Source organism: Dyella sp., assembly GCF_035503745.1.
In the GTDB taxonomy this organism is placed as follows: domain Bacteria; phylum Pseudomonadota; class Gammaproteobacteria; order Xanthomonadales; family Rhodanobacteraceae; genus Dyella_B.
Genome location: NZ_DATJTC010000028.1, coordinates 28,863 through 41,586, shown reverse-complemented (window position 1 = coordinate 41,586; position 12,724 = coordinate 28,863). Strand labels below are relative to the sequence as shown.

The 12,724-nt window shown below is 64.6% G+C and carries 11 protein-coding genes; 8 read left to right on the top strand and 3 right to left on the bottom strand.

The window, feature by feature from the left end:
- Positions 1-2 precede the first annotated feature (2 nt).
- From VME63_RS11320 to asnB, 4 genes are all read left to right on the top strand, one after another.
- Positions 3-926, top strand: coding sequence for a phosphoglycerate mutase (locus VME63_RS11320; protein ID WP_325433320.1), 924 nt, complete (start codon positions 3-5; stop codon positions 924-926).
- On the top strand, positions 923-2,644 hold the full coding sequence (gene recJ / locus VME63_RS11315) for a single-stranded-DNA-specific exonuclease RecJ (protein WP_325433318.1): 1,722 nt from the start codon (positions 923-925) through the stop codon (positions 2,642-2,644). Before VME63_RS11320 ends, recJ begins: the two co-directional genes overlap by 4 nt.
- Positions 2,645-2,749: 105 nt before the next feature.
- Positions 2,750-3,115: an STAS/SEC14 domain-containing protein gene (locus VME63_RS11310; protein ID WP_325433316.1), complete on the top strand. Its 366-nt coding sequence runs from the start codon at positions 2,750-2,752 to the stop codon at positions 3,113-3,115.
- Between the two features lie 344 nt (positions 3,116-3,459).
- Positions 3,460-5,136 carry an asparagine synthase B gene (gene asnB / locus VME63_RS11305; RefSeq protein ID WP_325433314.1) on the top strand — a complete coding sequence of 559 codons (1,677 nt, stop codon included), beginning with the start codon at positions 3,460-3,462 and terminating at the stop codon, positions 5,134-5,136.
- Positions 5,137-5,191: 55 nt separating this feature from the next.
- Here the strand turns inward: asnB and VME63_RS11300 are convergent, their stop codons facing one another.
- Positions 5,192-6,502, bottom strand: coding sequence for a retropepsin-like aspartic protease (locus VME63_RS11300; protein ID WP_325433312.1), 1,311 nt, complete (start codon positions 6,500-6,502; stop codon positions 5,192-5,194).
- A gap of 254 nt (positions 6,503-6,756) precedes the next feature.
- On the opposite strand from VME63_RS11300, the gene prfB reads away from it, so the two are divergent.
- The 3 genes from prfB (at position 6,757) to lysS (ending at position 9,861) form a co-directional block, all read left to right on the top strand.
- Positions 6,757-7,882, top strand: a protein-coding gene (prfB, locus tag VME63_RS11295) for a peptide chain release factor 2 (RefSeq protein ID WP_325433311.1) whose coding sequence is annotated in 2 segments (ribosomal slippage) — positions 6,757-6,831 and positions 6,833-7,882 — 1,125 coding nt in all. Because the reading frame shifts where the segments join, the coding sequence is not laid out codon by codon here.
- 39 nt (positions 7,883-7,921) lie between these two features.
- On the top strand, positions 7,922-8,248 hold the full coding sequence (locus VME63_RS11290) for a hypothetical protein (RefSeq protein WP_325433310.1): 327 nt from the start codon (positions 7,922-7,924) through the stop codon (positions 8,246-8,248).
- 107 nt (positions 8,249-8,355) lie between these two features.
- Complete coding sequence (lysS, locus tag VME63_RS11285) at positions 8,356-9,861, top strand: lysine--tRNA ligase (RefSeq protein ID WP_325433308.1); 1,506 nt, start codon at positions 8,356-8,358, stop codon at positions 9,859-9,861.
- Between the two features lie 100 nt (positions 9,862-9,961).
- On the opposite strand, the gene VME63_RS11280 is transcribed toward lysS, so the two are convergent.
- Positions 9,962-10,648: a DUF2461 domain-containing protein gene (locus VME63_RS11280; RefSeq protein ID WP_325433307.1), complete on the bottom strand. Its 687-nt coding sequence runs from the start codon at positions 10,646-10,648 to the stop codon at positions 9,962-9,964.
- A gap of 20 nt (positions 10,649-10,668) precedes the next feature.
- A complete protein-coding gene (gene sbcB / locus VME63_RS11275; RefSeq protein WP_325433305.1) occupies positions 10,669-12,114 on the bottom strand; it encodes an exodeoxyribonuclease I in 1,446 nt (481 codons plus the stop codon).
- Positions 12,115-12,163: 49 nt separating this feature from the next.
- On the opposite strand from sbcB, the gene orn reads away from it, so the two are divergent.
- Positions 12,164-12,724, top strand: coding sequence for an oligoribonuclease (gene orn / locus VME63_RS11270; RefSeq protein WP_325433302.1), 561 nt, complete (start codon positions 12,164-12,166; stop codon positions 12,722-12,724).

Genomic DNA, 12,724 nt, shown 5'->3' with positions numbered 1-12,724 from the left:
CCATGGCGGATATGTCGATGCGACACGTGGAGTGCTGGCTGCCCCATTTGCAGCGTTTCGAGCCCTCGCACCCCCTGCGTGCGTTGCTGGGTCGTGCCGATCGCATGGGTGAGGGCGCAAAAGGTTATCTGGGCGGCCTGGCCGCGTACTTCGACTGCGGCCATGGGCTACCCGCGGCGGCGCTCACGCGCGATCATCTGGCCGGTGATGCGGCGCAAGCCGCCGCATGGCTTAGTGCCGATCCGGCCTGGGTGCAGCCCGACCTCAGCGGCGCACGCTTGCTCGCCTGCGGCCAGCTGCCGTTGAGCATGGATGAAGCGCGCTCGCTTGCCGAGCCCTTGAAACCGATCTTCGCCGAAGCCGACATGAGCCTGGAGGTTTCCGCGCCGGATCGCTGGCACCTTCGTCTTCCCTCGTCGGACACGCTGCCCGACTTCGCAGCGCCGGAGCAGGCACTGGGCGAAGATCTCTACGAACATCTTCCGCACGGATTGCATGCACGCCGCTGGCGGGCGCTGTTCAACGACGCGCAAGTGGTGTTGCACCAGCATCCGGTCAATGCCGAACGGCGCCTGCGCGGCTTGCCGCCCATCAACAGCGTGTGGTTCTGGGGCGGTGGTGCGTTGCCTTCTAACGTTACGGCCACGCTCGAAGGCGTCATTGGCGAAGACTTGCTGTTGCTCGCGCTGGCGCGTCGTGCGGGGATCGCCATGCAGCATCGCAGCGCGCCGTCGATCGCGACGGTCGAGGCGGGCTGGCTGGTCGACCTGCAGGATCAGAGCGCCGACGACGTGGCGCGGCAGTGGCTGCCGTCGCTGCAGGCTTTGTGCAGCCGAAAACAGGTCATGCTGGCTTTCGCCAGCGGCGAACGCTGGCTGCATCGTCCCTGGCATCGCCTGCGTTTGTGGCGGCGAAACGCGCCATGAGCAGCATTCGCTTGCAACGGCGGCCGTTGCTGGGCGAGCCGGCTGGATGGAGCGACGCGGTACCGGCCATCTTGCAGCGCGTCTACGCCGCACGGGGCGTGTTTGGGCCTGAGCACGCCGAGCATCGCCTGACGCGCCTGTTGCCGCCGCGGCAACTGGGCGGCATGCGCGAGGCCGTGGCGCTGCTGGGGCAGGCGCTGGCCGACGATGCATCGATCATCATCGCCGGCGATTACGACTGCGATGGTGCCACCGGCACCGCCGTGGCCGTGCGCGGCTTGCGCATGCTCGGCGCGCGCCGTGTGGATTACGTGGTGCCTAACCGTTTCGTGCACGGTTACGGCCTCACCCCGGAACTGGTCGCTTCGCTGCCCGCACACGCGCAACTGGTCGTCACCGTCGACAACGGCATCGCCAGCGTGGCCGGCGTGGCGGCGGCGCAGGCACGCGGCATGCGCGTGATCGTGACCGATCATCACTTGCCCGGCGAGCGGTTGCCGGCGGCCGACGCCATCGTCAATCCCAACGTGCACGGCGACGGTTTTCCCAGCAAGGCGCTGGCCGGCGTGGGTGTGATGTTTTACGTGCTGCTGGCGCTGCGCGCACATTTGAGAGAGCAGGGACGCTTTGCGGCGGACGCGGAGCCGGATCTGTCCACGCTGCTGGATCTGGTGGCGCTGGGTACGGTCGCCGATCTGGTGCCGCTGGATTTCAACAACCGCGTGCTGGTCGAAGCGGGCATGAAGCGCATACGCAGCCAGCGCGCCTGCGCGGGGATTACCGCCTTGATCGAAGCGAGCCAGCGCAGCGTCTGGGCGCTGTGCACCAGCGACCTCGGTTATGCGGTCGGTCCACGCCTGAATGCCGCCGGCCGCCTGGAAGACATGCGCCTGGGCGTGGAAAGCCTGCTCACGGACGATCTGTTGCAGGCGCGCCGTTACGCCGAGCAGCTAAGCTCGATCAACCAGGAACGGCGCGACCTGCAGGCGACGATGGTGGCCGAGGCCGAAGCGATGGTCGCCGGTGCCGCGGGCATCGATACGCAATCGGTCGGCGTCTGCCTGTTCGAGCCGGGCTGGCATGCCGGCGTGGTAGGCCTGGTGGCGTCCAAGTTGAAGGAGCGCTTGCATCGTCCGGTGATCGCGTTCGCCCCGGCAAGCGAGGATGAGCCCGAGCTGTTGCGTGGCTCCGCGCGCTCCATCGCCGGATTCCACGTACGCGACGCGCTGGCCGCCGTCGATGCGCGCCATCCCGGCCTGATCGAGCGCTTCGGCGGCCATGCGATGGCCGCCGGGCTCAGCCTCAAGGCGGCCGGCTATGCGCGTTTTGCCGCCGCGTTCGACGCGGTGGCGCGCGAATGGTTGAACGAGGAACAACTTCAGGCCGTGCTCTACACCGATGGCGAGCTGCCCGCCGGCATGTTCACCCTGGACCTGGCACGCACCCTGCGTTTTGCCGGCCCGTGGGGGCAGGCGTTTCCCGAGCCGGTGTTCGACAACCGCTTCGAATGCTTCAGCTGGCGCCCGATGGGCGAGCGTCATCTGCGCCTGAGCCTGCGCGATCCGCGCGACGATACGCTACACGATGCGGTGATGTTCAACGGCTACCACGGCCAGCCGCCGCCCGCCATGCTGCGCGCGGCCTACGAGCTGACCATCAACGACTGGCAAGGGCGTGAATCGCCGCGCCTGCTGCTGCGTCACATCGAGCCGGCCTGATCCGCTTTCCCGGCCGGTACCGTGCCCGTTCACACTCCGGCGCTTGTGCGGCGGCGCAAATGGCGCTTGGATAGAGCCGGGCAGCGAGCATGCAGGAGCGCCATCATGATCGAACAGATTCCCAGCCTTCCCGCCGGCATCCTTGGCTTCCGCATGCACGGTATGGTCACCGCCAGCGACTATGAAAGCGTGATGGTGCCCGATATCGAGGCGGCCTTCGCCCTCAACCGCCGGCTACGCATCCTGATCCACCTGGGCGAGGACTTTGTTGGCTTTGCGCCCGGCGCGATGTGGGACGACGTCAAGCTCGGCTTTCGTCACATTTCCGGCTGGGAGCGCACCGCCCTGGTTACCGACGTGGGCTGGGTACGCGTGATGTCCAGCATGTTCGGCTTTGCCATGCCCACGCAGTTCAAGCTGTTCGGCAACAGCGAACTGGACGACGCGTTGCATTGGGTCGCCCAGATCTGAGCAGCCTTTAGCGGGCGCAGGGCAGCGCCGGGCGCGCTATGGCTCTGGCAAAAGCACGTTCTGGATGCTGTTTCGGAGCTGTTACAGCTTGCGCGCCGCCTAGCCTTGTGCTGTAGTCGGGTCATGAACGCCTCCTGCACTAGCCATCCCGCCTTGATCGCCGCCTTGCCGGCGCAGGTGCGCGTGGCTGCGAACGGCCTCAATAACAACGCCAATAACAATACCCGTCATCACGGGTGGGCCGGCGTGTAGCAGCAAGAGACCAAACACACACGCAAAAGGGCCCGCCAAGTGCGGGCCCTTTTGTTTTTACGCCTTACCCACCCAAGCAAAGGAAATGTGTCATGTGCGCCATCTTCGGAATGTTCGATCTGCAACCGGGCGACGACCTCGCTGCCTTGCGCCTACTGGCCCTGGAACTGTCGCAGCGCCAGCGCCATCGCGGGCCCGATTGGAGCGGGGTGTTCGTGGACGCCGGGGTGATCCTGGTGCACGAGCGCTTGGCCATCGTAGACCCCGCCAGCGGCGCGCAGCCTTTGCGTTCGCGTGACGGCAAGCTGGCGCTGGCGGTGAACGGTGAGATCTACAACCATCGCGAGCTGCGCGCGAAGAGCGGCTACGACTTCACCACCGGCTCCGATTGCGAAGTGATCAACGCGCTCTACGCCGACCACGGCGCCGATTTTCTGGGCAAGCTCAACGGCATTTTCGCTTTCGCGTTGTGGGACGGCGATGCCCAGCGCTATCTCATCGCGCGCGACCCCATCGGCGTGTGCCCGCTGTACTGGGGCCATGATGCACACGGCAGATTGTGCGTGGCCTCGGAAATGAAGGCGCTGGTAGGCATTTGCGCCGATGTCGCGCCGTTTCCGCCGGGGCATGTCTACGATAGCGCCACCGGTCAGTTGCAGCGCTACTACAGCCGTCCATGGCGCGATTACGCGGCGACCAAAGATAAATCGCTTACGCCGGGCGGACTGCGTGAGGCGTTCGAACAGGCTGTGCACCGCCAGCTGATGACTGACGTTCCGTACGGTGTGCTGCTGTCCGGCGGCCTGGATTCCTCGCTGGTGGCCGCGTGCGCCGCACGCTATGCACGCGAGCGCATCGAGGATGACGACCGCAGCGAAGCCTGGTGGCCGCGCCTGCATTCCTTCGCCATCGGCCTTGCCGGTTCGCCCGATCTGGCGGCGGCGAAAGTAGTGGCCGATGCGCTGGGAACCGTGCATCACGGCTTCGTCTACACCTTCTGGGAAGGGCTGGATGCGTTGCCGGAAGTGATCCGGCACATCGAAACCTACGACGTCACCACCATCCGCGCTTCCACGCCGATGTATCTGCTCGCACGTCGGATCAAGGCGATGGGTGTGAAGATGGTGCTCTCGGGCGAGGGCTCGGATGAGATTTTCGGCGGCTATCTGTACTTCCACAAGGCGCCCTCCGCCGAAGCCTTCCATGAAGAAACCGTACTCAAGATCGATGCGCTGCACAGCTACGACTGCCTGCGCGCCAACAAATCGATGATGGCCTGGGGTGTGGAAGCGCGCGTGCCGTTCCTGGATCTGCACTTCTTGGAAGTGGCGATGAGCATGGATGCCACGCATAAGATGGCCGGCAAGGGCCGCATCGAGAAAGCGGTGCTGCGCGAAGCCTTCCAGGGTGCGTTGCCCGAAGCGATCCTGTGGCGGCAGAAAGAGCAGTTCAGCGATGGCGTCGGCTATGGCTGGATCGACGGACTGAAAGCGCATGCCGAACAGGCCATCAGCGACCGCGAGTTTGCGGCGGCGGTATCACGTTATCCGTTCAACACGCCGGCCACCAAGGAGGCCTACCTGTATCGCCGCATCTTCGAAAAATACTTTCCGGGCGAAGCCTGCGCCGCGACGGTGCCCGGCGGCAAGTCGATTGCCTGCTCCTCGCCCGCGGCCCTGGCGTGGGATCCCGCATTCGCGGCCATGGCCGATCCTTCCGGGCGTGCTGTCCGCGATGTGCACGCGCACGCCCTGCAGGCAACCGTGTGAGGGGTGTTTCTGCAAGGGGAGCTGGCTGCACCGCGCGGCCGGCTCTCCTGGTGCGTCAGCGGATGTCGCTGCGCGGGATCAGCGCCAGGCGGCGATGCTGGAAGTCCAGATAGATGTCCATATCCTGCAGTGCGCTGCGCCCGAGCTGGTAGTTCCAGGGCGAGTTCTCGTCGGCAAGCACGCCAAATTTCATCCGCATCGGCTGGCCGCCTATCAACACGTCGGCCAGGGTGCGGTCGATCGTTTCGCCGTGCCTCACGTTGCTCGCGCTGCGCCGCTGCAATTGCCCGGCGAAGCGCGTGTCCAGATCCGCCATCGCGCCCTTGCTGCCGGTAAGGTAGAACGGGTCGGCGGTGTTGATCACGGTAAGGTGTGCCGCGCCGTTGATCGTCAGCGAGGTAACGATGTGCATGTTGCCGCCATTGATACGGCTACCGATCAGGATCGGATCGCTGCCGGCCGGGCGCGGATCGTTGGGGCCGTAGACCATGATGGCGTCCTTGGTAATACGCATCGCGCCCAGGTATTTGATGATGCCGATGCCGATGGTCGGCACGGTCCTGGGCACGACCACGACCGGAGCGTTTTCTACCGTAACGCCATCGAAGCTCAGCTTGTCCAGCACGCCGGTCTGCGCCGTGATCTTATCGTTGAACGCAGTCCTGGCCGCGACGTGCGCATCGAGGATACGCACGCCCAGTTTTCTGGCGGTGTCTTCATCCAGTTGCAGATAAGCCGGGCCGGTGGCGAAGCGCATGTTTACGGTTTGCCCGTTGGCGGTTACCGCGATGTCGCGCTTGCTGGTTTCGGTGATGCCGCCGTTGCGTTCAAGGTGCTCGGCGTAGAGCAAGGGAATGCGAAAGCCGTTACCGGGGCGCTGCACGCTGAGCACCGGCAAGGCATCGTAGGCCGAGGCGGCGTTCTGGATGTTTTGCGCCTGCTGCGCCGGCAGTTTGGATTGGAAGCGCTTGACCATGTCCTGGTCGGCCTGGTCCGCGTCGCTTTCCCGGCCGGCCAGGCGCAGGTTGCCGATGCGAAAGCGCGCGCAGAACAGGGCCGTCTGCACGGCGCTGTCGAAGTACGTTCTCGCGCAGACCGCTGCGTCCGCGCTCGATTTGTCGAAGTCGCCCTGGATGCGTTCCGCGGCCATGGCCGCCAGCCGTCGCGTGGCGTCGTCGGTGGAGGATTGGCGCAACGCGTCCAGCGTCCCGAGGTCGGCCTTGGCGACCGCGGTGACGATGGTCTTGATAGTGTCACTGGAGACAGCGCCGGTACCGCTCCCGTCCGTGATCGACGATTGCGCCGAGGCGGCACAGGCGATGAAGGCAGCGAACAAAACAGCCGAAGTCGCGAATGGGAATTTCACGGAACAGCTCCTTGTAGCGCATAAGGTTTGCGTCAGTGCCGGGGCGGAGTGTAGGTAGGCGATAGGGGGTGTGCAATAAGATCGCTTGCAGTGCCAGGCTATGGCCAATCGATGCGGGAAGGGCGCGCGGCGGTGGGCGCGGCTGCCTGTGCGGATCAGGCTCCGGTGCCATCGCCTAGGCCCCCAGCGGCGGATTTGTTACCATAAACTATTGATTCGCGCCGCCATGGCGCACCACCTTCAGGCTCCACCTCATGATCGAAACCAATCCGATCCTCGCGCAGATCGCGGACCTCAAGGGCCGCATCGAATCGCTTAGGGGGTATCTTTGACTACGCCACCAAGCGTGAGCGCCTGGAAGAAGTAAGCCGCGAACTGGAAAGCCCCAACGTCTGGGACGATCCGCCGCGCGCACAGGAACTGGGCCGCGAACGCGCCCGCCTGGACACCATCGTCAGCGGCATCGACCGCATCACCGCCGGTCTGGACGACGCCGGCGAACTGCTGGAGATGGCCGCCGCCGATGGCGACGACGCCACCGTCCAATCCGTCGTCGCCGACGTGGGCCAGCTCGAAGGGCAGGTCGGCAAGCTGGAATTCCAGCGCATGTTCTCCGGCAAGATGGACTCGGCCAATGCCTTCGTCGACATCCAGGCCGGTGCCGGCGGCACCGAGGCGCAGGACTGGGCCGAAATGCTGCTGCGCATGTACCTGCGCTGGTGCGAGTGGCGCGGCTGGAAAACCGAGTTGATGGAAGTGAGCGCAGGCGAAGTTGCCGGCATCAAGTCCGCCACGTTCCGCGTGGAAGGCGATTACGCCTACGGCTGGCTGAAAACCGAAATCGGCGTGCATCGCCTGGTGCGCAAGAGCCCGTTCGATTCGGACAACCGCCGCCACACCAGCTTCACCTCGGTATTCGTCTCGCCCGAAGTGGACGACGACATCGACATCGAGATCAACCCGGCCGACCTCAAGACCGACGTCTACCGCTCGTCCGGCGCCGGCGGCCAGCACGTCAACAAGACCGAATCGGCCGTGCGCATCACGCACATGCCCAGCGGCGTGGTGGTGGCTTGCCAGACCGAGCGCAGCCAGCACGCCAACCGCGACCGCGCGATGAAAATGCTGGCCGCCAAGCTGTACGAAATCGAGATGCAAAAGCGCAACGCCGAGAAAAACGCGTTGGAAGCGACCAAATCGGACATCGGCTGGGGCAGCCAGATCCGCAATTACGTGCTGGACCAGAGCCGCATCAAGGACCTGCGCACCGGCATCGAACGCACCGATACGCAGAAAGTGCTGGACGGCGACCTGGACGAGTTCGTCGAAGCCAGCCTCAAATCCGGCCTGGACGCCGGCGCCAAGCGCGTCGACGCATGATGGACCGATGCGCCTGATCGATGCCCGCGGAGCCGCTGCATGACCGGTGCGAAGGCCGCCGGCATGCTGCTAGCCTGTGCGCTGCTGGCGTTGTCGGCGCGCACGGCGAGCGCCGCGCCTGGGGGCTTCGGCCAGGACATGAAGCAGGATGCGAAAACCGTCGGCCACGGGATCGGCAACGGAGCACGCGACATCGGCCACGGCACCGCGCAGGCAGCCAGGACCGTCGGCCACGGAACGGCCCATGTGGCAAAGTCGATCGGGCACGGCGCGGCGGATGTAGGCCACGGCATTGCGCATGGCGCGCGCGAGGGCTGGAACGCGACTACGCATGCGGTCAAGCAGGTGTTTCACAAAAGCCACTGACGGCACGTTGGTTATCGCAAGCAAGCCGCGCTGCGCTGGTGTAGCCATCGACACATTAAAGAAGCATTCGGCGCCCCGCGCGGGCGTCGGGACAACACGGACCATCCATGACTGAAACCACCGACGAAAACAAGCTGATTGCCGAACGCCGCGAAAAGCTGCGCGCGCTGCGCGACACCGGCATCGCCTTTCCGAACGACTTCAAGGTCGATGCTTTCGCCGGCGACCTGCAGGCGGAATTCGCTGACAAGGATGCGCATACCGCCGAAGCCATCGAAGCGCTGGGGCGCCATGTGAAAGTGGCCGGCCGCATCATGCTCAAGCGCGACCAGGGCAAGGTAGCGTTCGTGCAGATGCAGGATTTCAGCGGGCGTATCCAGCTGTTCATCCACCAGGGCACGGTCGGCGAGGATACCTACAAGGCCTTCAAGGGCTGGGATGTGGGCGACATCGTCGGCGCCGAAGGCGTGCTGATGCGCACCAAGACCGGCGAGCTGTCGGTAAAGGTGCATGCCTTGCGCCTGCTGACCAAGAGCCTGCGCCCGCTGCCCGACAAGTGGCATGGCCTGGCCGACGTGGAGCAGCGCTATCGCCAGCGTTACGTCGATTTGATCGTCACCGAGGAAGCGCGCCGCACTTTCGCGCTGCGCTCGAAGATCATCGGCTACATGCGCCAATGGCTGGAAGCGGAGCCGCGCCGTTTCATGGAAGTGGAAACGCCGATGATGCATATCATCCCCGGCGGCGCCACGGCGCGACCGTTCATTACCCATCACAACGCGCTGGACATCGACCTGTTCCTGCGCGTGGCGCCGGAGCTGTATTTGAAGCGCCTGGTCGTGGGCGGCTTCGATCGCGTGTACGAGATCAACCGCAATTTCCGCAACGAGGGCGTGTCCACCCGGCACAACCCCGAGTTCACCATGCTGGAGCTGTACCAGGCCTACGCCACGTATCACGAGATCATGGACCTCACCGAGTCCGTGATCCGCGACACGGCGCAAGTGGTGCTGGGCACCACTCAGCTCAGCTGGGAAGGCGCCGATATCGATGTGGGTCCCGCGTTCCGCCGCTGGCGCATGGAAGATGCCGTGCTTGAGCTCAACCCCGAGATCAAGCGCGAGGAACTGCGTGACCGCGACGCGATGGCTGCCCATGCCAAGCGGCTGGGCGTGCAGGTCAAGCCGGGTTACGGCTGGGGCAAGCTGCTACTGGAAATCTTCGAGAAAACGGTCGAGCACACGCTGGTGCAGCCCACCTTCATCATCGACCATCCGGTGGAGGTGTCGCCGCTGGCGCGCGAGAACGATGTCGACAAGGGCATCACCGATCGCTTCGAGCTGTTCATCAACGGCAAGGAGATCGCCAACGGCTTCTCCGAATTGAACGATCCGGAAGACCAGGCCGCGCGTTTCCAGGCGCAGGTGGATGCCAAGGATTCGGGCGACGACGAGGCAATGCACTTCGACGCGGACTATATCCGTGCCCTGGAAGTGGGCTTGCCGCCGACCGGCGGCCTGGGTATCGGCATCGATCGACTGGTGATGTTGTTGACCGGTTCGTCGTCGATACGCGATGTGTTGTTGTTTCCGTACATGCGGCCGGAAGCCTGAGGTTGAGAAAAGCCCGCGAAAGCGGGCTTTTTTATGCCAAACGAAAGCGCTTGTGTCCCTCGGCCGTCATTCCCGCGGTGGCCTGTATTCGGCGGCGATCCTAAAAATCCAACTCCTGTGAAGCACACAGGTAATCGATCATCGGCGCCACCCGCTTGAAGCGCTCCACTACATGCGGCAACAGCTCCGCCGAGCACGCCATGGCCTCCTCAAACGCTTCGCCCGCCGCGAAATCCTTGCGCTTCAAATCCTCGATCAGCTCGTGCTCCGGATCGAACCCGCGCGGTGGCCGTGTCAGCGATTCGCCCCAGAACTCGAAATGATCGCGGAACGCCTTGCTTTGCGTGGCGCGCTTCCACGCAGCCGGATTGTCGGCGATGAAAGCGCGAATCCGCTTCAAGGCATCGGCTTGCGGATGCCACATGCCGCCGCCGACGAAGCAATCGCCCGGCTGCACATGCAGGTAAAAGGAAGGTGCGGGAATTTCATGCCGGCGTTCGTGAAAGAAGCGCGCACCGGCCCAGGGCTTGTACGGGTCCTTGTCGCCCGAGAAGCGCGTGTCGCGGTAGATGCGAAATAGCGAGCCGCCGTTCGTGCGCGGATCGGCGCGGTAATGCTTGCTGATCTTGGCCAGTGGCGCCTGCAGATCGGTAATCAGTTGCAGGAACGGATCGCGCACGTCTTTTTCGTAATCGGTTTTGTGCGCAAGAAACCACTCGCGATTGTTGTTGCGATTCAAGGCGCGAAGAAAACGGAAGGTGGCGGGCGTGAAATAAGTGCGTGGCATGGTGTCGATGGTTCCGTGGATCAGGCGGTAATGCCGGCTTCGATGGCTAGTTGCTCGCCCCAGGCCTGCAGCCGGTCGAGCAGCTGGTGTTTTTCTGCGTGCGCCGGATCGTGGCGCAGCTCGGACAGGCGGGCGAAGTAATCGGCCAGCGTCATGGCGGTGAGCGCGGTGGGGCGAGTGAGGCGATGCAGCCGGAAGGTTTCCCAGCGTTCGCGTTCTTCCGGGGTCAGTGTCTGGGGCCAGTTGCGCGCGCGGTAGCGAAACAGCAGCTCCGGATAGCGCGTGTCGCGAAAGTCGAAGCGGCGCTGCGCAAGCTGGTCGGGTGGCGTGGCGCGTACGTCGCGCAGCAATCGCTTGTCCGCATCAGGCAGAAAGCCGCCGTACAAGGCCAACTCCGGATCTTCCGGCGGCGGCGGGCTGCTGGCGTGCTCAAACACTTCGCGCAATTTTTCGCGCAAGCCGCTGGCGGCGCGCAAGCGGTCGGCATGCGCAAGGCAGCGGTCGAGGTCCAGTTGCAGCCGTTGCATGTCCACGCCCTTGAGCGCCGACAACGGCGCCAGCGCCGGCGAGCGGTTGGCGTGAATGGTGCGCAAAGGTATGCGCTCGATGTCTTCCGGTAGATCGGCGCGCGTGGTGAACATGCGGTCGGCGATTTCATCGGCGGGCAGCGCGAGCAGATCCGCCGGGTCCTGCGCCAGGTCGTAGACGATGATTTCGCCGGTGCGGCTGGGATGCACGGCCAGCGGCACGATCACCGCCAGGCAGTGGCGGCTGGCGGGGTAGCGCGAGGAAACATGCACCAGCGGCGTCATGTTGGCCACGTCCAGCAACTCGAACACGCGCTGCTTGCGCCGCAGCCCGTAATGCCAATCCCACAAGCGTGGCTGGCGCACCCGGATCAGGCGCGCCAGGTCGATCAGCGCATGCACGTCGGACAAGGCATCGTGGGCGCGTTCCTGCCGCAGATGGTTGGCCTGGGCCAGATGCTCCAGCTTGAAGCTGGGCATGCCGTCCTCGCGCGTGGGCCACACGATGCCCTCGGGGCGCAGCGCCGCGCACATGCGCACCAGGTCGATCAGGTCCCAGCGCGAATTGCCGTTTTCCCACTCTCGTGCATACGGTTCGTAGAAATTGCGATACAGCAGCTGCCGGGTGAATTCATCGTCGAAGCGCAAGGAGTTGTAGCCTACGCCGCAGGTGCCCGGGGCGGCCAGTTGCTCGTGCACGCGTGCGGCGAAGTCCGCTTCGCCGATACCCTCGCTTTCGGCCTGCTGGGGGGTGATCCCGGTGATCAGGCAGGACTCCGGGGAAGGGGGCATCTCGCGCGGCGGCCGAGCGAAGAACATCACCGGCTCGTCCACGATTTCCAGCTCCATGTTGGTGCGGATACCGGCGAACTGGATCGGCCGGTCGCGGCGGCTGTCCGTGCCGAAGGTTTCGTAGTCGTGCCAGAAGAGGGTCTGCATCACCGGATCATCGCATGATGAGCTGTTAAACTGGTCCAACGGAGGGCGCATGAGCCAAGTCAACGAAGACAACCTCATCTGGATCGACCTGGAGATGACCGGTCTGGACACCGACAACGATTCGGTCCTCGAAATAGCCACCATCGTCACCGACAAGGACCTCGCCATCCTGGCCGAGGGGCCGGTTTTCGCCATCCGCCACGAGGTGCAACGGCTGGAGGCGATGGACGCCTGGAACCGCAATCAGCATCGCCGTTCGGGCCTGTGGGACCAGGTGGTCGATTCCACCGTGGACCACGCCCATGCGGAACGGGCCACGCTGGAATTCCTCAAGCCCTGGGTGATACCGGGCAAGTCGCCCATGTGCGGCAACTCCATCTGCCAGGACCGCCGCTTCCTGCACCGGCAGATGCCGCAGCTGGAACGGTTTTTCCACTACCGCAACCTCGACGTGTCCACCCTCAAGGAGCTGGCGCGGCGCTGGGCACCGATGATCGGCCGCGGCTTCAGCAAGGAGTCGGCGCATACGGCCTTGTCGGACATTCGTGACTCCATCGACGAGCTGCGCTATTACCGGCGCTACATGGGCCCACTGGGCGGTGCGGAGTAA

What these genes read in the sequence shown, in the direction of transcription:
- VME63_RS11320 (WP_325433320.1), top strand. Translation starts at nt 3, where the DNA reads ATGGCGGATATGTCGATGCGACACGTGGAGTGCTGGCTGCCCCATTTG.
- recJ (WP_325433318.1), top strand. Translation starts at nt 923, where the DNA reads ATGAGCAGCATTCGCTTGCAACGGCGGCCGTTGCTGGGCGAGCCGGCT.
- VME63_RS11310 (WP_325433316.1), top strand. Translation starts at nt 2,750, where the DNA reads ATGATCGAACAGATTCCCAGCCTTCCCGCCGGCATCCTTGGCTTCCGC.
- asnB (WP_325433314.1), top strand. Translation starts at nt 3,460, where the DNA reads ATGTGCGCCATCTTCGGAATGTTCGATCTGCAACCGGGCGACGACCTC.
- VME63_RS11290 (WP_325433310.1), top strand. Translation starts at nt 7,922, where the DNA reads ATGACCGGTGCGAAGGCCGCCGGCATGCTGCTAGCCTGTGCGCTGCTG.
- lysS (WP_325433308.1), top strand. Translation starts at nt 8,356, where the DNA reads ATGACTGAAACCACCGACGAAAACAAGCTGATTGCCGAACGCCGCGAA.
- VME63_RS11280 (WP_325433307.1), bottom strand. Translation starts at nt 10,648, where the DNA reads ATGCCACGCACTTATTTCACGCCCGCCACCTTCCGTTTTCTTCGCGCC.
- sbcB (WP_325433305.1), bottom strand. Translation starts at nt 12,114, where the DNA reads ATGCAGACCCTCTTCTGGCACGACTACGAAACCTTCGGCACGGACAGC.
- orn (WP_325433302.1), top strand. Translation starts at nt 12,164, where the DNA reads ATGAGCCAAGTCAACGAAGACAACCTCATCTGGATCGACCTGGAGATG.